At 49.5% G+C, this 23,170-nt stretch carries 19 protein-coding genes; all 19 read right to left on the bottom strand.

Annotated elements, in window-relative coordinates; all coding sequences use genetic code 11:
• Positions 1-186: 186 nt before the first annotated feature.
• Positions 187-972 (bottom strand): carbon monoxide dehydrogenase/acetyl-CoA synthase methytransferase subunit, encoded by a 786-nt coding sequence (gene acsE / locus FYJ60_RS00095; RefSeq protein WP_154456562.1) that lies wholly within the window; start codon positions 970-972, stop codon positions 187-189.
• A gap of 42 nt (positions 973-1,014) precedes the next feature.
• Entirely contained in the window at positions 1,015-2,367 is a 1,353-nt protein-coding gene (gene acsC / locus FYJ60_RS00090; RefSeq protein WP_154456561.1) for an acetyl-CoA decarbonylase/synthase complex subunit gamma, read from the bottom strand.
• Between the two features lie 24 nt (positions 2,368-2,391).
• Complete coding sequence (acsD, locus tag FYJ60_RS00085) at positions 2,392-3,336, bottom strand: acetyl-CoA decarbonylase/synthase complex subunit delta (RefSeq protein ID WP_154456560.1); 945 nt, start codon at positions 3,334-3,336, stop codon at positions 2,392-2,394.
• A gap of 164 nt (positions 3,337-3,500) precedes the next feature.
• Positions 3,501-5,624 carry an acetyl-CoA decarbonylase/synthase complex subunit alpha/beta gene (gene acsB / locus FYJ60_RS00080; protein ID WP_154456559.1) on the bottom strand — a complete coding sequence of 708 codons (2,124 nt, stop codon included), beginning with the start codon at positions 5,622-5,624 and terminating at the stop codon, positions 3,501-3,503.
• Positions 5,625-5,628: 4 nt separating this feature from the next.
• Positions 5,629-6,423, bottom strand: a complete 795-nt coding sequence (locus FYJ60_RS00075; RefSeq protein ID WP_154456558.1) for an ATP-binding protein — start codon at positions 6,421-6,423, stop codon at positions 5,629-5,631.
• Positions 6,424-6,446: 23 nt separating this feature from the next.
• Positions 6,447-8,339, bottom strand: coding sequence for an anaerobic carbon-monoxide dehydrogenase catalytic subunit (gene cooS, locus FYJ60_RS00070; RefSeq protein ID WP_154456557.1), 1,893 nt, complete (start codon positions 8,337-8,339; stop codon positions 6,447-6,449).
• Between the two features lie 199 nt (positions 8,340-8,538).
• Positions 8,539-9,306 carry an ATP-binding protein gene (locus FYJ60_RS00065; protein WP_154456556.1) on the bottom strand — a complete coding sequence of 256 codons (768 nt, stop codon included), beginning with the start codon at positions 9,304-9,306 and terminating at the stop codon, positions 8,539-8,541.
• A gap of 21 nt (positions 9,307-9,327) precedes the next feature.
• Entirely contained in the window at positions 9,328-9,510 is a 183-nt protein-coding gene (locus tag FYJ60_RS00060) for a CooT family nickel-binding protein (RefSeq protein ID WP_154456555.1), read from the bottom strand.
• 4 nt (positions 9,511-9,514) lie between these two features.
• Entirely contained in the window at positions 9,515-9,841 is a 327-nt protein-coding gene (locus tag FYJ60_RS00055; RefSeq protein ID WP_154456554.1) for a cobalt transporter, read from the bottom strand.
• A gap of 295 nt (positions 9,842-10,136) precedes the next feature.
• The gene (locus tag FYJ60_RS00050) at positions 10,137-10,907 is read right to left on the bottom strand and encodes a nitroreductase family protein (protein WP_330579055.1); all 771 of its coding nucleotides are present in this window, start codon (positions 10,905-10,907) and stop codon (positions 10,137-10,139) included.
• A 63-nt stretch (positions 10,908-10,970) separates the two neighbouring features.
• Positions 10,971-12,413 (bottom strand): DHHW family protein, encoded by a 1,443-nt coding sequence (locus tag FYJ60_RS00045; RefSeq protein ID WP_154456552.1) that lies wholly within the window; start codon positions 12,411-12,413, stop codon positions 10,971-10,973.
• A 21-nt stretch (positions 12,414-12,434) separates the two neighbouring features.
• Positions 12,435-13,868: an MBOAT family O-acyltransferase gene (locus FYJ60_RS00040; protein ID WP_154456551.1), complete on the bottom strand. Its 1,434-nt coding sequence runs from the start codon at positions 13,866-13,868 to the stop codon at positions 12,435-12,437.
• Between the two features lie 98 nt (positions 13,869-13,966).
• Positions 13,967-15,571, bottom strand: coding sequence for a xylulokinase (locus FYJ60_RS00035; protein WP_154456550.1), 1,605 nt, complete (start codon positions 15,569-15,571; stop codon positions 13,967-13,969).
• Position 15,572: 1 nt separating this feature from the next.
• Complete coding sequence (locus FYJ60_RS00030; protein WP_154456549.1) at positions 15,573-16,079, bottom strand: diguanylate cyclase domain-containing protein; 507 nt, start codon at positions 16,077-16,079, stop codon at positions 15,573-15,575.
• A gap of 425 nt (positions 16,080-16,504) precedes the next feature.
• The gene (locus tag FYJ60_RS00025; protein ID WP_154456548.1) at positions 16,505-18,124 is read right to left on the bottom strand and encodes a DHHW family protein; all 1,620 of its coding nucleotides are present in this window, start codon (positions 18,122-18,124) and stop codon (positions 16,505-16,507) included.
• Between the two features lie 14 nt (positions 18,125-18,138).
• A complete protein-coding gene (locus tag FYJ60_RS00020; RefSeq protein WP_154456547.1) occupies positions 18,139-19,503 on the bottom strand; it encodes an MBOAT family O-acyltransferase in 1,365 nt (454 codons plus the stop codon).
• Between the two features lie 15 nt (positions 19,504-19,518).
• Positions 19,519-20,010, bottom strand: coding sequence for a DUF4358 domain-containing protein (locus FYJ60_RS00015; protein ID WP_154456546.1), 492 nt, complete (start codon positions 20,008-20,010; stop codon positions 19,519-19,521).
• Positions 20,011-20,045: 35 nt separating this feature from the next.
• Positions 20,046-20,981: an SGNH/GDSL hydrolase family protein gene (locus tag FYJ60_RS00010; protein WP_154456545.1), complete on the bottom strand. Its 936-nt coding sequence runs from the start codon at positions 20,979-20,981 to the stop codon at positions 20,046-20,048.
• 405 nt (positions 20,982-21,386) lie between these two features.
• Complete coding sequence (locus FYJ60_RS00005) at positions 21,387-22,709, bottom strand: MATE family efflux transporter (RefSeq protein ID WP_154456544.1); 1,323 nt, start codon at positions 22,707-22,709, stop codon at positions 21,387-21,389.
• Positions 22,710-23,170 lie beyond the last annotated feature (461 nt).

The raw sequence follows: 23,170 nt of genomic DNA, 5'->3' as shown, positions 1-23,170 counted from the left end.
TGTTTAATGCTGGCTTCCATGCCTTTTTTACAGATAATTGCAAATAAAAAAAACAGGGCTGACTCTCCGATGACCGACAGGATAAAGCGCACAATACCCTAGACCGGTCTGTAAGAAACAGACCGGCGGGATCTGCACGCTTTTACCCATTACTATCTGAGAAAATCAGCCCTCTTTATGCCTGAATTAAAGATCCAGGTAAGAATCTGCGTATAACGTATTTCCCTTCAGAACATCACAGGATTTGATGGTTTCCATCAGCCTCTGGTCGCAGGGATTGACAATTGCAGAGGTAAGACCCTGCATCATAGCCATCGCAACCATTGCGGAATCCATAATCGGACGAATGTTCTTCGGCATTCCGTTGGAGTTATTGGAAAGTCCGCCGGTAGAGTTCAGCCCCATATCGGAGAACATCTTGATAGCCTCAAGAACCTCCATCTGTTTATCCTGCATTCCCTTTACAACGACAAACAGCGGATCAAACCAGAGGTCAGTAGCCTCCATGCCGAGCTCCATACCATGCTCCAGCATGTTCTGGCAGTGCATCATACGCTCGTCATTGTCTGCAGCAATCGGTCCATTGGAGCAAAGGGCAATAACAATGGCATCATTTGCAGCCGCAAGGTCAATGTTGCTCATTCTGTCACCTGCATCTGCAGAGTTTACAATCGGTTTTCCTTTAGAACGATTATAAACAGAAATTCCAGCCTCGATGGCAGCCTTGTTTGCTGTATCAAGTGCCAGCGGAACATTATCAAAATTACCCTGAATGAGTTCTACCGCCCATTTCATCAGCTCCGGCCCGTTGTTCTCTGCGGGTCCTATGTTGACATCCAGGTAAGTAGCGCCTGCATCCAGCTGCTCCTTGGCACGCTTCAGGATAGCTTCCGGCTGCTTATTATCAAATGCAGCACGGATCGCAGGTGAAATGCAGTGAATTCTTTCACCGATAGTCACAAATTTTGCCATTTTTCAATCTCCTTATTATCATTATAAGCTTTTGCTTGTTTCTCAGATTTCTCCGTTCGCCTTCAGATCCTTCAGGAATTTAACAAGCTGAACAGCCTCAAGCGGAGCGACAATCACCTTCCAGCCGGGCAGCTTTGCCTCAATGTCTCCCTTAAGAACAGCAACCTTTCCTGGAATGATAAGAGTACGGTTTTTAATCTTAGACTCTACATTCTCCTGGAAGAATGTCGCAACAGAGGTAGCGGAAAGTTTTCCTGCGGCCCATGCAGTCAGAACGGAAAGACCGCCTGCGTCCGAAATAACCAGATTGCAGGGAACGCCGGATCTCTCCAGCTCTCCGGAAACCAGGAAGTATGTCAGAGCGAAATCTACGGTTGTCAGGCAGACAGAATTCTCATCTGCGCCGTTCATCGGATAGATTCCCGGAGCCACCTTCATAGGCTTCTGCGGATCTGTGAACAGATTCTGTCTCAGGCCATACAGCGGAAGAGCCATAGCATAATCCATCTCATCTACAATTACAATGGAGCCGTACTTCATAGTGAAGGTGGCAACCAGTGCTTCCTGCATAGTCTTGTCGTCTGTCAGTCTGTTGACATTTACGATGGAAGGATAGCCGAAAGTACGGTCTCCATCTTTCAGGGCAGCACGACGAACCTGTACGGCAGCTTCGAAGGTAGCCTTTGCAGTATCCATGGTAACGTCCAGGATCAGGTTCTTATTGCCCAGTTTCTCCAGTGCGGCAGTTGTATCATACAGCTCATCCAGGTCTTTTCCGGATACGCCGAGCACAACACCTGCGTCCGCAGCCAGTTTGCAGAATGCCTCATAATTGGAAGCGTCGGCTCCGTTCAAAACCGGCTTCGTGTCTTTTACAGCATCCAGAGCCGCCTTTGCAACAGCTTCATCCTTAACGCTCAGAATAACCGGGCGCACGGCAGCTGCTTTCTTGGCTATTTCCACATATTTTGCAGCATCGGTTCCCTCTTTATAGTTCACATTCAGGAACTCGGTGTACATACGCTCTCCGATACGCTCATAATCCACCTGGGGAAGTCTCTCCAGTCTGGCGTCAATTTCTGCGTCATCCATGCAGGAGCAGAGATTTGTCGCGTAAAGGGTCTTATTTACAAATGTCTTTTCATGTCTGTAAAGAACAGTCTCTCCGCCAAGAGAATGCTCGTTGTCCCCGGCGCCAACCTTAATAGTCTTCATTGGCGGAGCAGTAGCCTCTGCCAGCTGTGCCAGAGCATCCTCAGACATATACGGGCAGTCGGAAAGCTGCTTAGCGCCCTGCGCAACCTTCATAGAGAAGGCCATACAAGTCGGGCATCCGCACTCTTTGCAGTTTTTCTTTGGTGTTAACTTAAAAATCTGAATACCACTTAATGCCATGATTCTTTATCCTCCTCTAACCGATCACATTAAAGATTTAATAAACTCAGAAATGGTTGCGACAGACTTCGGATGTTTCAGAATAACGGCATCAGAAGCGGAAACCAGACATGCTACAGCGGTCTCCACTTCCATGGCGATTCCTCTTTCCTCAACAGGACCCCAGAATTCCGGTGCATCGCTTTCCTCTGCAGTGGATTCCTTCACAGACCATGTCTCGGATGCTACCGGTGTGATAATCGGCATCTGGAGCATCTTATCATCCTGTCCCAGTGCAGCGGCACGTACACGGTCAAAGGTAGAGATCGTGTAATCAAAGCCGTAGCCTGCAGCTGCGGAACCGGTATTCATAACGATGCTCTGCGCGGACACACCGAGCTGAGTCATAACAACATTCAGCTGCTTGGCAAGGTTGATATCAACAGCAGACTCAGCGCCAACCTTCTGGTTGTAAGCAAGTGCGGCTGCGGCACCGATTGCCTTGTAGTTTTCTTCCTTGGCGGACATCAGCAGAACATTCTTTCCTTCCAGAGCCTGAGCGACCTTCGGCAGAAGCTCTGCATCTTTTTCTACGTTCTTGCTGCCTTCCACTACCAGCGGGCAGGAAATTGCGTCACTTACTTCCTTTGCAATAGCTACCAGCTCTTCAGTGGACTTATTTGCCCCGTTCGGGTCTCCACCGGCAAGCCGCAGAACTACAAAATCTCCGCCGGGCATAGCCTCAGCCTTCTTTGCGATATCCGCAAAGGAAGTGCATCCTGCATAGTAATCCTTTACACCCTGCGGTTCTGCGTCCAGACCAAGATCTGTGATTTCCACACCGACCTTCGGCCCGTCACCCATACTGCCATCGAAGGTGTAGAACGGCATTACATTCTCACCACCAAGTTTAATGGCTTTATCACCGGTACCGATTTCAACGGTACCAATGGAAGCGCTGAATTTGTGTGCTTTACGATTAAACGGCATTTCTTGTTCCTCCTGAAAAATATAGTACTATGAAGCACATGAAAAGAAAGGTATACGCCTGATACCATATCCTTTGCAATTTTACACGAAAACACATTTCGGTGCAAGATGAAATCAAAGGATATGGCCAGGCATACCAGTCATTTTTAATCTGTAAGATATATTTACATCATCGGATCCATGCTAAGTGCAGGATGTCCCTTTTCAGTAAGGAATGCTACCAGCTCCTCCGGGTCGGTGGTAACGGTCTCATCCGCAATCATATCGGTGAAGTTGTCAATTCCGTACAACTCCTTCGCTGTCTTGTTCAGGGCGTCCGCCACCTGATCCTTCAGCTCCTTCGGCATCCATACAATACGTCCGATTCCGCCTTCGGCCTTCATGAATTTCTTGGATGCGATAAAGTGCTTGCCGTGTCCCATAAATCCAGGTGTCTGAACACCGCCGCCTGTCATGGAAGCCAGCTCGGAGAAGGTCATTCCCAGAGGAGTGGTTCCCGCATACTCACGGTTGGCAATGCAGACGCCATTGGAGAATGGCTCAATACCGCAGATACATTCAAAACATCCGCAGGATGTCATCGGCTTCTCCATGATGGAGTACAGGGAAACCTCTTCCAGAGCACCCTGAGAGAGTTTCTTAACAACTTCGTTTACATCCTCGTACTCACCGATTCTCTCATCAATCGGTTTCTCCTTGGTAACAACCTGGCAGGGTCCGCTGGGATCCAGCTCATGAGTAGCTTTTGCGTCGAACCAGGAAACAGCTCCGCAGAGTCCGAGTCTCTCAGGCGTAACAACACATACGTGGCTGGGCGAGAATGCCTGGCACATGATGCAGCTGTAGTAAACGTCAACCTTCTCGTCGGTCATGGTTGCCAGCCTCTCATCACGTTTATCGAATGTCGGTACGGCAATCTCATGACGGATCTTTGTGCAGTCCTCCGGAATGGTGTAAATCTTCACCTGGCACTTATCCACAACAGCGTCGAACTCATTCTTGATCTGCGCATAGAGAACCTCTCCGATATGTTTCAGACGGAAGCCGGCGTTATAAGCCTCCTTGCTGATACGCAGGCGGATCATATCACGCTGTCCGGTGTGCATGATTCCCTCGATGCAGTTCAGATAGCTGTGGAATTTACGCTCAAATACAGGCTCGAAGTCAGCCTGCATGCTCTTTCCGGCAACTTCTACAACATAAGCAATCTGCTGTTTGCTTCCCACTTCCATCTCGTCAATGTCGGGTCCGATCAGCTCGATCTTATGATCCTCGATCTCGGAAAGATCCTTCATCTGTACAAGCTCTACACAGTCCACGCGAGAGCCGTCAAACTCAACCTGCATATCACCGCGGCGAATGATCTCGCCCTCGAATGCGGAACCGAAGGATACCGGAATATCGATCTTTGTGATCTTAATCTTAATGCCACGTGCCTCGTTGGAAGTTGCGACAAATTTGGAAACATCCTTCTGGACAATCAGGCTCTTTGGAACACTGAATGTCTCTTCATTTGTAATAACCGGGAATCCAAGAGCAATCGCGCCGGCACCGCATGCAACAATGACCTCATTCAGCGGTGCGAAAGCATCAACAAAGGCCGGAACACGCTGCTTGGTGTATTCCATCAGTCCTGCCGCGTCACCCGGTTTAATATTTCCGAAGATCAGGGCCGCACGAATGGCAACAGAAACAACATGGATCACAGCGGTGATGTCCTTTCCAAGTGGAATGACACGGACATTGGCTCCCATCTTAACGCCCTGCTCAGCACACTGATCAATAATATCTCCGACCAGAGTTACCAGCTGACCCTGAGCCTGATACTCTTTGACGATCGCTGCGCCTTCTTCTGCCGTCGGAGCCTTTCCGATAATAACCGGAACACCGGGGATATCGCCGGTAACAAGCGGAACACCCAGCTCACGAATCGCAGCATCCGGAAGATGTCCGGCACAGGGAGCTTCGTACGGAGTCGGGTTGTCAATATATTTCAGAACCTCGATGAACTCCGCGCAGAGTGCGGTAGCAATACCGGACATAAATCCGTCATGCAGCCTGGGCTCCCTGGTCATCAGAGTTTTTACAACACCAAGAGCCTCCTTGAGCTCCTTCAGGTTTGTAACCTTGGTTCCAGTTACCGCATAATAACAGGGAAGGCTGTATGCGGTGCTTGGGAACGAAACTGCCTTGTCCTCGCCGTATTTTGCGATTGCGTCATCAATCGCTTTTTCGGTCAGGCCGTAAACAGCGTCATTACCTGCGAAAATCACATCAAGTAAAGTCATTTTGTTACACCTCCGTTTTGTTTTCTTTTCTTTTTTTAATAGAATCTATTCTATTTTTAATGATTGCTACTTCGTCAATCAGCTTTTTGCTGTAGTCGTACGGAGAACAGCCCTGCCGGTCGGCATCCATGATCTCCGGATTGTAATGAATAAATCCGAGAAGATTCTCCTCCGGAATCTTCGAGCGGATAAAATCCTCATCCTTCTGATCACGGACTTTGTTGGCAACAACATTAACATCAGTAATCCCCAGCTGGTTGGCCAGACGTTTTACATTCTTATACGTCTGGACGCTCCTCGCTCCCGGTTCGATCACGACAATGAACTGATCCATGCCGCTTGTCGTCCCTCTCGCAAGATGCTCCAGCCCGGCCTCCATGTCCAGAATGACCACATCATCGCTACGGAGTACCAGATGGCTGATAATCCTCTTCAACATGACGTGCTCCGGGCATACGCAGCCGCGTCCCGCAGTATCTACAGTTCCGAGGAGAAGCAGCTTTACGCCGTTTTTCTCCTTGGCAAAACGGTCGGGGATATCATCTACCTTCGGATTCAGCTTATAGATCCTGTTAAAATCGTCCGCGCCGGTTCTTTCCTGAATCAGCTCCCTCATCTGTGTGATAGGAACAATATCTTCCAGCTCATCATCAGAGAAACCGAGCGCCAGACCCAGATTCGCGTCCGGATCCACATCCGCCGCAAGTACATGAGCCCCTTCATCTGCATACATGCGCGCCAGGGTGGCAGCGAGGGTCGTCTTTCCGACGCCCCCCTTGCCGGTAACAGCAATTTTCATAAAACAAACTCCTGAGTTTTCCTTTAAATACCAAGAGCGGTTCTCTTCTCTTCAATACGCTCGATCATCTCATCACCAAGCTTGTCGATGTCGGGCTCGAAGGTATACGCAGCCTCTACCCAGTCGCGGATTCCGCCAGTAAGAAGATTTGTCACCTGATCGGAACCGCTGACCTGAGGAACAACGCCCAGGAACGTATCAATACCGGTAGCTACTACGTAGTTTCCGATGGAAACGGCTTTCTCGGACATCCACTCCGGTGCACAGCCCACAACAGGAAGCTGGGAGACATGGCATCCGGCGTCCTTCGCAAGATCGGAAACCAGAACCATCATACGGCTGATATCAACGCAGGATCCCATGTGCAGAACGGGCGGAATATCTGCAAGCTCGCAGACTCTCTTCAATCCGTCGCCGCAAAGATCCTTTGCCGCTTTGTCCATCAGGCCGACACGGGCAGCTGCCTGTGCGGAACATCCGGAAGCAACGATAAGAATGTCATTGGCAATCAGCTTCTTCATCAGTCCGATATGAGCGCTGTCCGGTCTTACCTTCGGATTGTTGCAGCCGACCATGGCAACCGCACCGCGGATAACGCCGGAGGTAATGCAGTCTACCAGAGGCTTCAGTGTGCCGGTCTCATCTACCTGGGAATTGGTTACGGTATCCAGCTGTTTCTTGATGGCCTCAAGAGAATAGCCGACCGTAGCTTTGGATTTCAGCTGCGGGATATGAACCAGTTCCGGTTTTCTGTTCTTAAAGTTAAGAACAGCAGTCTTTACAATCTGTTTTGCCTTCTCTGCTGCTGTTCCGACGCTGAACTCGATGTAATCGGAATCAGGCATGCGGCAGATCGGAGAAGTTGTGATGAACTTAGTGTGGAAGCACTTGGACAGAGGTCCGAGAGCCGGGAAGATACACTGAACATCTACGACAATAGCTTCGCATGCGCCGGTCAGAACAACGTTCTCCTGCTGCAGGAAGTTCCCTGCCATCGGAATGCCGCGGCGCATAGCAACCTCGTTAGAAGTACAGCAGACACCGGAAACAGTAATGCCCTTCGCGCCCTGCTCCTTTGCAAGAGCAATCATCTCCGGATCCTCGGCGTAATCGCAGACCAGCTCGGAGAGTGACGGATCATGTCCGTGTACTACAATGTTTACATTCTCGGCATTCATAACGCCGAGATTGGCAGTGGTATCAATCGGCTTCGGGGTTCCGAACATAACATCGGAGAACTCGGTGCCAGCCATGGAACCGCCCCAGCCGTCAGCCAGACCAGTACGAAGGGACTGACGGATCAGTGCCTCCGGAAGAGAGGAGTTGCCCATGTGTGTCATGTGCAGAGAACAGGAAACCTCACGGTCAATCGCTCTCGGCTCGATGTCTGCTTTTTTCCAGAGCTCCTGAGTGTGAGCCTCTGCACGGGAGAGCCAATTCTGAACGCCGAATACTTTTCCGTATTCGCCCAACGCAAGATAGGCAATCTCATGAGCCAGGTCATATATATCCTTGCCTTCGGTCTCTACCCCCCACTCCTTGGCAATGCGGATCAGCTTGTCAGGATCCTTTACATGATAAGCGCCGTCCGGGGAAGCATGGTAAAGAGTCTCGCAGATTGCGCGGCCGTGATCGGAATGCGTCGCGGCGCCGCCGGCTACAAAGCGAAGGAAGTTACGTCCTACAATGCCGTGGGCATCACAGCCGCAGATGCCTCTCGGAGCCTTCGGCGTAATCCTGCAGGGTCCCATGGAGCAGATCCGGCAGCAGATACCCTGCTCACCGAACTTGCAGTGCGGGGTCTGGTTTTTTACACGGAACTGATACGCGTCCGCGCCGACCTTCGCGCCTGTCTCAAGAAGTCTGGCGGTTGCCGCCTCGTTCTCTTCATTTGGGATCAATTTGAATTCACTCATCTTTTTCCTCCTTAAGATTTATTTTCATTATTGAAAATGAAGTGAATTGAATGTCCATGTACCGGTTTCCCATCTCTGCCGGTACCAGTGCCTCTATATTCTTAGCAGACCGGCCCTCCGCATTGGTCCGGCCGTGCCTGTAAGATATCTGTATGATAAAAACGAAAAACAATAAAAGCTTTTACAGTCTCTGAAGCTTTCAAATCTCCAGCTTTGTAATAATATCCTTCAGAGCCTTTCTTACCGGGGAGTCTTCCGGAAGCCGGATTGTGGGCTTCCCGTCGCAGTCGAATTCATAAACTGTTTCATCGTGAGGAACAACTCCCAGAAGCTCCAGTCCTTCCTTTTCGATCTCGTCTTTCGTTCCCTGGTTCAGCTTTCCGTCCGGAGCCCTGTTGACAATCAGCCCGATCTTCTGCGGATGCATGTTGCACTCCGCAATCAGGTCACGGATTCTTCCGGCCGCCTGCACGCCCCTGCGGGAGCAGTCACTCACCAGAATAGCCGTCTCCATGCTGGGCAGAATTCCCCGGCTGATGTGCTCCATCCCAGCCTCATTATCGACTACGATATATTTGTAGCCTCCCTGCAGCTTCTGCAGTTCCGTCTGGAGAAGACCATTTACAAAACAGTAGCAGCCCTTTCCCTGGGAGCGTCCCATGACAAGAAGGTCATAATCATCCCCTTCTTCAAGTGCTCCCTGCAGCTTGAACTCTGCGTAGTCGGCCTTGCTCATACCGGACGGGAAATTACTTCCCGGATCCTGCGCGTGATTGATTTCCTCACGGATCTCACCCAGCGTCGGAGGAGCCTCCACACCCAATACCTCATTGAGATTTGAGTTTGCGTCCGCATCCACCGCAAGAATCGGTCCCTTTCCAGTTTCCGCCAGATATTGGATAAGCAGTCCCGTCAGGGTTGTCTTTCCGACTCCGCCCTTTCCGGCAACCGCAATTACATGTGCCATAAATCAAATACCTCCTGTCTGTCAGTCACAGACCAACTTGACCACACTGTTGGCCAGATCGACCATAAGAATTCTGCCCTGGATTTTTGTCTCGTCGCCGATGATATCGGTAATGGTGACCGTATCTCCGTCCACGTCGATCCTGGCAGCATTCTGCATAATGACGGTGTTGTCGCTTTCCTTATATACAGTTGCAAGACACATTGTCTTACGCCTCCTTCTGGTGTTCCTTATAGAGCGTGAGTGCAAGATTAAGCAGCATATTGCCCTTCTGGAATTCTGTTACGCCCTCGCGCATCTGCCTTGCCACATCCTCCATGCCCTTTTTCTCCAGATCCGCGGCCATCTGGTCAATTTCCGCCGCGTGGTGCTCATTGTGCTGGATCATGTAGGTAAGAAGAGCCAGAGTCTCGTCCTTTTTGCCATCCGCCCCGGCATGCTGCTGTGCGTCGCAGTGATCATGGTGATGGCAGTGCGGATGCTCCTCTGCTCCATGGGGGATAGGATTTCCGTTTTCATCCTTAATCATATGCATATCGCTGTACTCCTTTGTCTGTTTTTTAACAGAGCCTGATTACACTACAAATTATACATGCTAATTATAAACGATGCCCCCTTTTTTTACAAGAGAACGACTGTCAGTTCCGCCAAGGGGGTTGTTTTTTTTCCTGTACTTTCCGGCATTTTCCACAACAGATGCCAACAGTTTGTAGGATACCCGCAAGTGTCAATCATACAAACTGCTAACCGGAGTAAAACGGTAGAATTAAGAAAACCCGAAACGCTTTGTGCTGCATTCCGGGTCAAATAATCTTTTATCTGAAAAGCTGTTAAAGTTTAAGAACCGCGCTTAAAACATACTGGCTTCTGGGATAGTTCTTCTGGGAAATATCCTCCAGACGAATCAGGTCCAGATCCAGCCACAGCTCCTCTGCGGCCACCATCATATTGGCAAACATGATGCCAAAATTCAGTTCATCCAGACGGTAGCGGCTCATGTCCTCCGCCGGATGTTTCTTCGTGTAAATATGAATTTTGCTGTCATATACAACAAAACGCCACGGCTGGATATTCATGGAAGAAGGAGAAAGCCTTGCGGCTTCCAGGAGCTGGCGCATCCATTCCCTGGGTGTCTCCCGGTAGACGCAGAGCTGTTCCAGCGGCAGTCTCTTCGCCTCCGCCTTTTTCCGGCAGCAGCTTCCTTTCGCGATGCCGAAAGCGATCAGCCCGGCCAGCACCATATTTCCCTTTGTCTGCAGGCTGTGGCTGATGCGGGTACTTGCCAGGAAGCAGGTTCCATAGCCTTTGGAGCAGAGATAAAGCACCATCTGTTCCATCCTGCACCCCATATTCATCATGTAGCGTGGACCCTCCTCGGAATAGAACGCCATATAATACGGTGCCCTTACGCTGAACAGGCTCAGCAGTTTGTACTGCCCCTTCCGGTTATCCAGAATGGTAAAATCCGTCTCCATCCCGCCGAACAAATCCGGTATCTCCTGATAGTGTCTTCGAAAATCATCAAAAACCTCCGGAGAAATCTCATCGTTTGTATAGGTTCTTACCGACTTTCTGCAGAAAATAGCTTCGTATAGATTCACAGGAGGTCCTCCTTTCTGCCAAATCCCGACCCGCTCCGGGATGTCCTGCAGCCGGAATCCGGCTTATGGAAACAGGCCGAGCATCATGTTTGCCCTGTCCGCGGTAACAGCCTCCACATTATTCAGGAAGATCACATCCGAAACATGAGTATCCCTGATGAACGATGTCAGATCACCGGTGTAGTAGCGGTAATCGATCACATATACATTCTGATAATGGTCAACCAGATACGGAACAAAGCAGTTTCCATAGGACTCTTTCAGGATAACACAGGATGAACCGTCTGTAACAGACGGATTGCTGATTACGGAATAAGGATTGTCTCCCCCGATAAAGCACATGTATTTGGATTCTGTCCCGTATCCTGAGGCATCCGCGACAATATTCCAGTTAATAACATTTCCGTCCCGCTGTGTAATCGTAATGTCATTGGTTCCCTTCGGCACATAGGCGTAAACCGTATCCGGATTATCCGCCAGAGACTGTGCTCTGTTACTGTATGTATAAAAGGTGCCGAGGAAGCCGGGGAACTGTTCTTCCGTAAAATAGTCCAGGCCATGAGGCTCTATTCCTTTTTTGCTGCAGAACTCCTGGTACGCGTACCAGGCTCCTGTCGCCGTCCAGTGGTGATCCGTCCGGAAATAAAGATACTCTCCGTTGTGACTCCGCAGCGTATCAAAAACCGGAACCGACTTTATTCCCGAATCCAGTCTGCTGTAAACATAATTGATCGCATCCTTCTGGTTAGATGCACCCAGTGCCGCCTGGGCATCGTCATCCAGATTGACTCCGAAGCTGTTTGGAACAATCATATCATAAATGTTCACGCTGCTGTCCAGCTTTGTGCTGACCGTATTCAGCATGGAAGCATAGGTATCCGCGTTCTCCTGGCTGAAATAGTAGAGCTCAAACCCCATGCCGTCCGCCACATAAACGGTTCCCATGGATTCTGGAACATCATGAATGGTCCCCGCCCCTTCTCCGTTTTGATCTCCGGTATTTTCTGAGCCGGAGGAAGAAGAAACGGCATTTCCGTCATCCTGGGAAGAAGCTTTTACTGTTTCTGTTCCCGAAGAAGAATCCGACGCCGACGCAGCGGCAGTGGGAGCCGGGGTGATGGTAGGAGCCGCGCCGGACTCATCCTTCGGAATTTCATCCGCCGTGCCGGCTGCAGTCCCGTAAATAGCAGAGCGCTGGATTCCATATGAATTTTCCAGTGAATTCTGCGCCTTTATCATCCCCTCCCGGACCGGATAGGTATCTCCGTACCAGGAAACCACGCCGGAGAAGAAGGAACCGTCCATCAGCCCGGACAGTGAAAGCGCAGGAAATTTGTCCAGCTCTCTTTTTTCCGCCTCGGATGTTTTCGGCCGTGCCCAGAAGCAGAGTCCGATCACAAAGAGAATACCAAGAGCCACAAGAAAAGCGGCGGTCCGCAGTCTGCTCCATTTGGCTCTCTTATCCTTGGACTCATCCATATATTCTGTAATAGATTCTTTTTTCAATTTTCCGCGCCTCACCAAAGATTAAAACTGATTGTACAAAAACGGACGGAAGGAGCTTCCGGTCAGTGCGATGACTGAAAGCGCCAACAGCAGAATCGCGAGAACCGTTTTTGTTCCGAAAATAATCCCTTTATTCCAACGTCTTTCCTGAAACAGCCAGCGAAGCCTTCTCCCCAGCATCCGGAAAACCGGCGTGCATGCCAGAATACTGAAAATCAGGAAAAAGATATTATTCTCAAAACTGATTGCTACCGCGGAAGAGGAAAACCCGGCAGAAGTAATTCCGAAAAAGCCCTTCAGCGCCGCGCCCAGCTGCCCGAAATCCGAAAAACGGAAAAAGATCCAACCCAGATTAAAAACAAAAATAGCATACACATGCTTCAGAACCGGGTTCCATTGAAACATGCCCTTTCTGGTCAGATACCTCTCTAAAAGCAGAAACGCAAAATAAAAGAGACCCCAGAGGACAAAATTCCAGCTGGCCCCATGCCACAGTCCCGTAAGAGCCCAAACAGCGAGCAGATTCAGAACGGTCCGCTTCTCTCCCTTTCTGTTCCCGCCGAGAGGAATATAAACATAGTCCCGGAAAAAGGTGCTCAGCGAAATATGCCATCTTCTCCAGAAATCCTTGACCGAATCAGCAAGATAAGGGTAATTAAAGTTTTCCATGTAGCGGAACCCCGCCATCTGTCCGAGGCCGATTGCCATATCTGTATAGGCGGAAAAATCCAGGTACATCTGCAGCGTAAAGCAGACAGATCCTAGCCAGATTCCCGTTACAGGCATAGCCGAAACCGATCCGCCAAGAGGCAGAAGGTTATCTGCAAGCTCTCCGCAGTGATCCGCCAAAAGTGTTTTTTTAGACAGCCCGATGCAGAATCGCCAGATTCCCGCGGACAGAGACTGCCAGCTGCAGTTTCTCTCCGTAATCTGTGGAAGCAGATCTCCATACCGGATAATCGGTCCCTGCAGGACATGATGGAAGCAGGCCGTGTACAGCAGCAGATTCGCGTATTTATTCTCCGCGCCGATCTTTCCTGTGTAAACATCGGCAATATAGGAAATCAGCTTGAAGGTATAGAAAGAGATCCCAAGCGGCATTGCCACCTTAAGTACTTTTATATTTGTATGAAAAAGCTGATTCAGGCTTGTCCCGAAAAAGCCGGAATATTTGAAAATTCCGAGGACAGAAAGAAAGACAGCAACGGACAGGATTAAGTCCAGCTTCTTTCTCATAGGAAACCTCTCATTCTGCGTCATGCGGATTCCCATGATCCATCCGACTGCAGTCATGATAAGAAGCAAGAACAGATACTGAATGCCCCCGAATGCATAAAAAATCAGCGAGGCAAGCAGAAGCGCCCGGTTTTTTTTCTGAATTTCGGGCGCACAAATATAGACTGTCAGATAAACCGGCAGAAATACCGCGATAAAAAACAAACTGGAAAATTGCATGACTCTCCCCTTATCAATCTTCCCCTGAACTCTCCCTGCAGAAGATATGCTACTGTTTTCCGCAGGGAGTGTCAAGATTGATCACCGCATTATTTATGTTACTTCCAATCCATCGCGCGGATTGCGGCCTTCTCCACGGCAAGCCCCTTTTTGTAGCGCTCTGTGAAAATTTCGTAGCCCTGCACTTCCTCCGGAGCCGCCATGACAGTGGTCCCGTGCACTCCGGAAAATATCCTCTTGTCCAGATATTCTTCCAGCGTCATTCCTTTTCCGTCCGCCAGGAACGCGGCAAGGAGAGCAATTCCCCAGGCTCCTCCCTCATTTGCCGTATCCATAACGGTAACAGGAGCATTGACCGAAGCGGACAGGTATCTCTGCGCAACCCCCTTCGTCTTAAAAAGTCCGCCGTGCCCGGTAAGTCTGTCTATTTTCACTTCCTCATCTTTCATCAGAATATCCATGCCTAGCTTCACCGCACCCAGAGAGGTATAAAGGTTCACTCTCATGAAATTTGCCAGATTAAACCTGCTGGAAGGTGTCCGCAAAAAGGCAAGCCTGCCCTCATTGATCATTGTCACATTTTCACCGGAATAATACCCGTATGCCATCAGGCCTCCACAGTCCGGGTCTCCTTCCAGGGAATGGGCGTAAAGCTTCTGAAAAAGTTCTCCGGTGTCCGCCTGGATCCCCATCAGCTCACAGAACTCTCTGAAAATACCAATCCAGGCATTCAGGTCAGACGTCCCGTTGTTTGCGTGAGACATGGCGCAGGGATAGCCTGTCGGCGTCGTTACCATATCAATCTCCCTGTGCAGCTTCCGCAGCGGCTTTTCCAGAACAATCATGGCAAATGTACTGGTACCGGCAGATACATTTCCCGTACGGACAGCAACAGAATTGGTGGCAACCATTCCGGTTCCGGCATCACCCTCCGGAGGACAGAGCGGAATTCCCGCTTCCAGCTGTCCGCTCTCATCCAGAAAAGCGGCACCTTCCTCCGTCAGAAAGCCTGCCTGCTCTCCCGCGGACAGTACTTTCGGGAAAATATCACGAAGCTTCCAGGAAAAATGGTATTTCTCAATCAGCCGGTCAAACTGCTCGACCATCCGCTGGTCATAATCCCGCTTCTCAGAGTCAATAGGGAACATTCCCGCCGCATCACCGATTCCAAGCACCCGTTCTCCCGTCAGGAGCCTGTGAATATAACCGGAAAGTGTCACGACATAATCCAGCTTTTTCACAAGTTCTTCACCGTCCAGAATTCTCTGGTACAGATGCGCGATACTCCAGCGGAGCGGTATATTAAACCGGAACAACTCTGTCAGTTCATCCGCCGCCTGCTGTGTATTAGTATTCCGCCATGTCTGGAAAGGCGCAAGCTGTCTGCCATCCTTATCCAGAGCCATATATCCGTGCATCATGGCACTGATGCCGATCGCTCCCGTCCTTTTCAGCGCAACACCGTACTTTTTGTTCACTTCTTCCCGCAGAGATGAATAGCTTCCCCGCAGGCCTGCGTGAATATCCTCCAGGCTGTACGTCCAGACCCCGTTTATCAGGGAGTTTTCCCAATCATAAAATCCGACCGCCAGAACCCTTCCCGAATAATCTGTGAGCACAGACTTAATTCTGGTAGAGCCAAGCTCAATGCCAAGAGCCGTCTGTCCCTGCGCAATGACTTCCGCACCGTTTCCTCTGTTCATATTATTTCCCTGCCTTTCTGTCCGATTCCTGTTCCGGATCATTTTCCTCTTTTTCGTTCAGTTCCATCATCACCTTATGTATCATCTCGGAATACATCTTCTCGCTGATGGTGTCCGCAGTCGCGTAAGCAAACATAACCTGCGCCGTGCAGGATGGCCGCCACTCTCCTACCTCGTGAATTTCCTGAATCTTACGGTTGATCTGATCGGCGGCTTCCTCAGCCGCGCCCTTTTTCTGATACTGCATCAAAATGAAAAACTGGCTTTCCGTGATTCTTCCGATGACCGCGTTATTTCCGAAAATTTCTTCCAGCACCCGGCCGATTCTTCGCAGCAGCTCATCTCCCGCTTCTTCTCCGCAGGTTTTGCGGAAAAATTCATACTCGCGGACAAAAACCTGCATGATAACAAAATTGATGTTTCTTCTCCAGAGTTCCTCCAGATAGCTGGTCATGCTTTCCATGATTCCGCGGGAATTAGCCAGTCCGGTAATCGGATCTGTCACCATCTGCTGTTTCTGCGCGCTCTCATCAAGCTGCTCCCGTTTTATTCAGGAAATTCAGAACCAGAAAAACCAGAAGTCCCGCGCCCAGTAAGAATAAAATCAGTTTCTGGCTGCATTTCAGCTTCATTCTCTTTTATCCGCAAAGCTCCCCCGGAGCGCTCTGCACAATAACTCCTCCTAACATTCAAATTTCATTCAGTCAGCCGATGCCGGAACCCTTCCGTCTCCGGTTCCGGATATCGACTCTTATTGTAGCAGAATCTAAGAAATCGCAAAAGATCATCTGCAGATAAAAGCTGCCCAAAAGGATGGCGCACCGACCTGTAAACGGTCTGATACGTCAGCCGATGCTCTCGATTTGTGAAGAATCGGTTTGGGACACGCAAGTGCATATAGAAGTATTCACCACGTTATCGTCGATGAGTCGCTCATGTCTCTAGAGAAGAAGACGCAGCGGAGGAACCGTTTACGCTCTCCGTTCCACCCGTCCCGTTATCTCCGCTGCCCGTTCCATTGTCCGCTGCCTGTTCGGAAACAGAAGCTGCATTCAGGGTATCCGCCAGATTCGTATCTGCAAGCAGAGTATCTGCACTGTACAAAAACAGTACATCGGTGATCCCGTAGGATGTAATGGATGTCTCGATATCATCATAGTAATATCTGGGATCCACCATGATGATGTTCTGAAAATACGGGTAAAGAAACTGTATGAAGCTGTTTGCGTAAGAGTCCTTGAATACCAGAAGATTTCTGCCGTTATTCGCGGTCGTCCGGATCTCCACCAGAGGGTGATTCCCGCCAAAGAACACCTGGTACTGATCCTTCTCCGTCAGCTTTTCACTCATGAACATGGATGTGCTCTTCTTTCCCGTATCGGGATAAGTCACAATATAATCTACGTCCGTTCCGTCCGGGTGGTAAATTTCAACCGAATCCCGGCTGGTATGTCTGCCGCTTCTCGATGCCAACGTACCCTGAAAGGAATCCGAAACGGTGTAGACCGTATTGTCGGTAATCGGAGCTTCAATCCCCAGCTGATTTGCGGCTCCGAGAAAGACCTCATACGCGCCCATACTGGTCCAGTGATGATCCGTCTTGTAGTAAATTTTCTGCCCTTTGTTTTTCTGCATCATGCTGATAGCATCTATCCTCTGGATATTGCTGTCCAAGCTGTTTTCAAAGTCACGTATATCCGAGATTTGATCCTCAACCGGTGCATTCCGAGGAAGCTTGTCCGTGAGTATGCTTGCCGCGTCCGGCACCATCAGAAGATTCATGTTCAGATCGCTGTGTCTGTCGGCAAACCCATTGATGGCCGTCTCCGTTGCAGAAACCGTCTTCTCATCCGGAACCACCGGTTTGGAAAGAAGATAACTATCCTTTCCGAAATACACATTCTCCGATTCCCGATTTCCAAGGATCGTCGTACCCAGAGAACGTATATTCATCCACATATCCCGCCCCGCAAACTGATCCGACACATAGCTGTTAAAATCTCTGAAAAAATCTCCGTTTGTAAGGGACGTAGCGGAGATTTTCGGCCGCTGTGCAAGGTTTCTGTTCTCATCCGGCGAAAATTCTCTGCTCGGCACAATCAGATTCAGGATAAAAATGACCGTCACAGCCCCAAGGAAGATCCGGGTAAGCAGATCATAGAAATACTCTTTTTTCTTGCCTTTCCTGAATTTTCGTTTCTTTGGCACGAGGCTCGATATTCTCCTGAACGCCTCAGACTTTTCTCTGTCCGCGATGCCCTCACGCCTCTCCGCCGCTCCGGCTGTCGTTCTACGTTTTCCGCTTTCCGATGTACCCCGTCTGCCGGCCGCTGTACTCCCACGGCTGCCCGCCGCTCCGTCCGCCGTTCTCCGTCGTCCGTTTTCCGATGTACTCCGTCTGCCGGCTGCCGTATTCCGATCACTTCCCGCTGCCGCCTTCCCGGTATTGCTGCCGGTTCCGTCCGGCCTGGTCTTCATACGGGAGGGCAGATCATCCGGATAGACGAATGCCCTGCTTCTTCTTTTGCTATTATTCTCGCTGTTATCCGTCATTTGTCTCCCACCTCTCAGAATCTGAAATACAGGAATGTTGAGTATGTGGCTCCGACCATATTGGCTACACAGAATATCAGCAGCACCACATGAAGAACCACCGAAGCGTATATCATGTTCTTTCCGCCTCTGTATACCAGAGCATCATGAAGCTTTGTCAGAAGCGGCCCGCAGCAGATCACCGCAAGAATCAGAAGAACCAGATTGTTCGTCAGGTAATACACACTCGCGCTATTCGCAAAACCAAGCCCGTCCGCCCCGAACATCTGTCCAATATACCGGAACGCCGCTCCGATGGAAGGTGTGAAGAAAAAGATCCATCCGACAAATGCGATCAAATCCGTCAGGAGAATCCGGGCCCATTTCGGAATCGACAGCCGCTTCTGCCCGATCGCAAATTTTTCCAGAATAACAAAAAAGCCGTGGTAGATTCCCCAGAACAAAAAGTTCAGGGTATTGCCGTGCCAGAGTCCCGTCAGAATCCAGACAACCGCGAGATTCCGGAACTGTTTTTCACGGGAACAGCGGTTGCCGCCCATCGGGATATATACATAATCCCGAAACCAGGCGCCCAGTGATATGTGCCATCTTCTCCAAAAGTCCGTGACGCCGTCGGACAGGTAGGGGTAATGAAAGTTCTTCTCTATCCGGAAGCCGAACATTCCGGCGAGGCCTATCGCCATATCAGAATACCCGCTGAAATCAAAATATAGCTCCAGTGAGTAAAAAATCATCCCCAGCCACGCCGTCAGTCCGGCCATCTGGCTGAGACTGCTGATCTGATGAAAGGCTGTGCTCAGATTATCGGCAATCAGCACCTTTTTGAACAATCCGATGATAAACAGATGCATACCCGAGGCAAAATATCTGTTTTTTGCCGTATTCTGCACAAGCTGCTCGTGAAAATCCTTATATTGCATGATCGGTCCGGAGATCAGCTTCGGGAAAAACAGAATATACAGCATCTCATTCAGGATATTTCCATCATCCTCTACCCTGCCATAATAAATATCAAAGATATAAGAAAGGGCTGAGAATGTGTAGAAAGAGATTCCCACCGGAAGATCAAGACGGCTGTATTTGAAGATACCGAGCACCGCGACGTCCACGGCCGCTGTTGTGATGACAGCAGCCTTTCGGCGCATTCCCTCCTGTCCTTCTGTGGAGAGCATCCGAATCTGCTGTCCCGAGACGTAATGAAACAACACCGATATCAGGAGAACCACAAAGCTCGGCGCATCCCCCCACACATAGAACAAAACGCTGAAGATCAGGAGCGCCGCCTTGCGCCAGACGCTCTTCCGCGCCGGTATCAGATGATATACAAGAAGTGAAATCGGAAGAAATATAAAAATAAAGCCCAGTGTGCTGAAAGTCATACCACGGTCTCCCTCTTACAGAGCGTTTTCAAACGCCTGATCAATCGCTGCCGCGTTGTCCGCAGAAACAAACAGCGCGTAATTTCCCCGGATGGAAATGACGCTTTTCTCAAGCATGGCGTACTGATACGTTCCGTAACCGTTAAAATTGTTCATCTGTGTCTTTTTTCTCGACTCCATGGCACTCTGCACCGTTTCCTGATCCTTCGTGTCTTTCATCTTGACCAGAAGGATTTCCTCGGCGCCCATGTTTGTCTTCGGATAATAAAGCCGGATTCCGTCAAACTGTGCCGGATCCAGTCCGTACAGCCGCCGGATCATCTGGTTTGATCCCTCCTGCATCTTGGACATGTCCGCGTCCGCCGACACAGCGTCCCACACCGTATCAAAATCTGCCTTACTGATCCGGTTTCCCGTGAAAGAATGAACCAGGAACAACGCGATCAATGCCACGAGGATCCATTTGACGATCTCCAGAGCTGTCAGTCTCATACTCTTTGTCTTCATATCTGTACCGAATTCCTTTTATTTTTAGTAACTGTTCAGGAAGCAGTGCCGTTCTCCCCGGAAGAAGAAAAGACATTCTCCGACGATGTGCCGGTTGCGCTCTCCGAAGAAGCCTCCGGATTGCTCCCGGAGGAGGATGCTGATTCTTCCCCCTCTCCTCCCGCTTGCTGTTCATCATAGACGCTCAGCATCATCTGCGTCGCCCACAGAGGATAGAACTCCTTTTTAACATGAATGGAATCCGGCTCATAGAGATCCTGATGTTCACTGACAAGATCGTCGACACTGACCCATCCAAAGCCTTTTTCCTCAACAATTTTGTGGACTGCCTCGCTCCATTCCGGAATATTGCCCCACGCCGGTGTGGTGTCAATCGCCGGCTGCTGCGCCGGGATGATGGAATTAACAAAAATGGATGTATTCGGAAGCTTCTGATGCAGCTCGTCCAGGATCGACGCGTAATCATTTACATAATCTTCCTTTGTGTTCCAAAACCCGCTAGAGGTATCATTCAGACCATAGCAAAGGAAGAGTGATGTCGGATTCAGCTGTATCAGCTCATCTTCATGATCCAGAATATTGGCGATCGTATTTCCGCCCTCTGCCAGAACACGGGACTGTGGAAGAAATTCATAGGTGTAGAATCCAACCGCTCTGGAATCCCCCATAATCACAGAATCTCCAAACAGGCTCCACACGTTAATCGTTCCATCCTCCAGCTTCTTCTGCATCTCCGCACGTTCTGCCTGCATTTTTTCCTTCTTCTGCTCGGTCAGAACCTGCTCGACCGCTATCGGATCTTTACTCTCCTGTGCTTTCAGGAATTCCACTCCCTTCGTGATCTCTGCGGTTTTTTCGCTCCGGCAAGCGCCAACCGCGGCTGAAATAACCGCAGCCGCAATGCAAACAGCGATAATCGCCGCGATAGAACCTCTTCTGTAACGGAGTCTCCTACTTCCGCGTAAATTCATAGCTTCTTCTTACCCCATTCCCGTCTTGTTTATTATTATTTAAGTCCAGGTGCAATGTTCTTGTCTCACACGGAGCCTGCTCACCCATGGACAAGAACATTTTTCATTGTACCATATCCCCGACCGACTTACTCGTCCTTAGGCTGTTTCATAAGGAGTTTCGTAAACTATGCTGCGGTATACTCTGCGGATGATTTGTAATGCATCTCGTTTTCTCTTTGTGCCCTTGCGTTTTTCTTTCTTCAACCTCTTCCGGTATGATCCTGTCGATATAAGTATCATATGGCACTGGATTTTTTCTTCACCCTTTCAGAAGAATAAAAGACAAAACCGGCATTTTGAACTTTATGAATACAAGTTCAGAATGCCGGTCAAACAACGTTTTTACTTAATTGTATCATCTATTCATGAAACAGCCCTATATTTTTTCTTTCTTCGCTGCCAGGAAGCGGCGCATAGGAAAAGCAGGATCTCTGATGCCGGCACTGCCGCATATACACCCGTAAGTTTCATAAAATACGGCAGTATCAGAAGAAAGGCCGCAGGGAAAACAAAGGCCCGGCAGACCGCTATTACAGATGATGCCGTCCGCTGCAGCACAGACTGCAGATAATAAATAGAAACCACAAGATAACCGAGAAACAGGAAACTGATAAAATAAATTCTGATAAACGCGGGCGCCACCGCTTCCGCCTCCGGAGTCGCTTTCATAAAAAGGCGCACAATCTGTACCGGGAACAGTTCTCCCAGAAGAGTAAACGCAGCTCCCATGAAAAAGACCGTCCTGACCGCATATTTCCGGAACTCCAGAACCCGTCCGTGATTTCCTGCTCCGTAATTGATGGAAACTCCCGGCTGTATGGTCTGCCCGACACCTGAAAACAGAGCCTGGAACAGAATAGCAATGGTATTAATCACGCCATAGACACCGAGAACAGCAGTCCCCCCATACTTCACAATTTGATTGTTCATCAGAAATGACAGAAAAACATTGCCCAGATCCAGTACAGACGCCGAAATGCCTGTGGAGACAATCTTTCCCATCATTTTTACCGGATTGGAAAATTTCACAAGATGCAGGTGATTCTTCTCTGTCCGGAAATGAGAAAGCATAATCACGCACTGGACAGAAGTTCCGATTACTGTGGCAACAGCGGCTCCCTTAACCCCCATACCGACTGGAAAAACAAGCAGCCAGTCCAGAAACATATTGACACCTCCGCCCGCAACTACCGCGACAAGAGCCCTGTGCGGATCTCCGTCCATGCGGAGAAAAGAAGCCAGAAAATCCGGCGCTACAATAACAGGGAAAAACCGGATAATCCAGATGCCGTATTCCGACGCCGCGGGAAGAACTTCCTCGTTTGCTCCGAAGAAAGCAAATATTTCTCTGTACCAGATTCGGAAGACAACCCAGGCTGCCAGCGTCATGACACAGCATAAAGTCAGGGCAGCTGAAAAATATTCATTCGCCTTTTTCCCGTCTCCGGTACCTATCGTATTTCCAAACCTTACACTTCCCCCCGTTGCGCACAGAAAGGCAATCACAATCATAATCACGTACACCGGATTTACAACGGCAATGGCCGCCGTACCGACAGGTCCCGCATACTGTCCGACCGCCATGGTATCGACAATGCTGTAGATAGACATTGCAAGCGCCGAGCCAAGCGTCGGCAATAAATATCGCTTATAAATTTTTTTTACATCAGATTTCAGAAAGTCCATGTAACACCCCTTCTGCCTCTCCCATTCTGCAAGTTTTCAGCATTCTTCCTGCATCTGCCTGAAACAAAAATAAAGGTATTTCAGAAGCTGCCGTTTTTCCGCATAGCGGGGTCAGCCCTGAAACGCCTCTATCAGAGATACAATTATGATATTTTTTTCTTCTTATCAGATGATAACTTAAATGATAACACTGGTGAATGTGCTATTATCATAGCATCTTTCCGACAGAAAGGCCAGCCTGCTTTCTGGTTTTCCGACACCTCATATGGTTTGCCCTATCATTTACAGATTTTCGCCTCCGCCGGGTCCCTCCGGATCATGCGCGGCATAGATCCGGGTTTTCAACAGTTGTAACTGAATAATACGTAACACCAAATGCCTTCCAAGCCGCAGAAATGCGACTTTTTTTGTGCTTAAAACTTGTCAAGCATTGAAAAAAAATGTTGTATATGTTGTGTCGT

This window comes from Bilifractor porci (genome assembly GCF_009696005.1).
Taxonomy (GTDB): domain Bacteria; phylum Bacillota; class Clostridia; order Lachnospirales; family Lachnospiraceae; genus Bilifractor; species Bilifractor porci.
The sequence above is the reverse complement of the archived record's forward strand: the minus strand, read 5'-3'. Positions and strand labels throughout refer to the sequence as shown.

Coding starts and splice junctions, on each gene's coding strand:
- acsE (WP_154456562.1), bottom strand. CDS start 972: ATGGCAAAATTTGTGACTATCGGTGAAAGAATTCACTGCATTTCACCT.
- acsC (WP_154456561.1), bottom strand. CDS start 2,367: ATGGCATTAAGTGGTATTCAGATTTTTAAGTTAACACCAAAGAAAAAC.
- acsD (WP_154456560.1), bottom strand. CDS start 3,336: ATGCCGTTTAATCGTAAAGCACACAAATTCAGCGCTTCCATTGGTACC.
- acsB (WP_154456559.1), bottom strand. CDS start 5,624: ATGACTTTACTTGATGTGATTTTCGCAGGTAATGACGCTGTTTACGGC.
- FYJ60_RS00075 (WP_154456558.1), bottom strand. CDS start 6,423: ATGAAAATTGCTGTTACCGGCAAGGGGGGCGTCGGAAAGACGACCCTC.
- cooS (WP_154456557.1), bottom strand. CDS start 8,339: ATGAGTGAATTCAAATTGATCCCAAATGAAGAGAACGAGGCGGCAACC.
- FYJ60_RS00065 (WP_154456556.1), bottom strand. CDS start 9,306: ATGGCACATGTAATTGCGGTTGCCGGAAAGGGCGGAGTCGGAAAGACA.
- FYJ60_RS00060 (WP_154456555.1), bottom strand. CDS start 9,510: ATGTGTCTTGCAACTGTATATAAGGAAAGCGACAACACCGTCATTATG.
- FYJ60_RS00055 (WP_154456554.1), bottom strand. CDS start 9,841: ATGCATATGATTAAGGATGAAAACGGAAATCCTATCCCCCATGGAGCA.
- FYJ60_RS00040 (WP_154456551.1), bottom strand. CDS start 13,868: ATGCAATTTTCCAGTTTGTTTTTTATCGCGGTATTTCTGCCGGTTTAT.
- FYJ60_RS00035 (WP_154456550.1), bottom strand. CDS start 15,571: ATGAACAGAGGAAACGGTGCGGAAGTCATTGCGCAGGGACAGACGGCT.
- FYJ60_RS00030 (WP_154456549.1), bottom strand. CDS start 16,079: ATGGTGACAGATCCGATTACCGGACTGGCTAATTCCCGCGGAATCATG.
- FYJ60_RS00025 (WP_154456548.1), bottom strand. CDS start 18,124: ATGACGGATAACAGCGAGAATAATAGCAAAAGAAGAAGCAGGGCATTC.
- FYJ60_RS00020 (WP_154456547.1), bottom strand. CDS start 19,503: ATGACTTTCAGCACACTGGGCTTTATTTTTATATTTCTTCCGATTTCA.
- FYJ60_RS00015 (WP_154456546.1), bottom strand. CDS start 20,010: ATGAAGACAAAGAGTATGAGACTGACAGCTCTGGAGATCGTCAAATGG.
- FYJ60_RS00010 (WP_154456545.1), bottom strand. CDS start 20,981: ATGAATTTACGCGGAAGTAGGAGACTCCGTTACAGAAGAGGTTCTATC.
- FYJ60_RS00005 (WP_154456544.1), bottom strand. CDS start 22,709: ATGGACTTTCTGAAATCTGATGTAAAAAAAATTTATAAGCGATATTTA.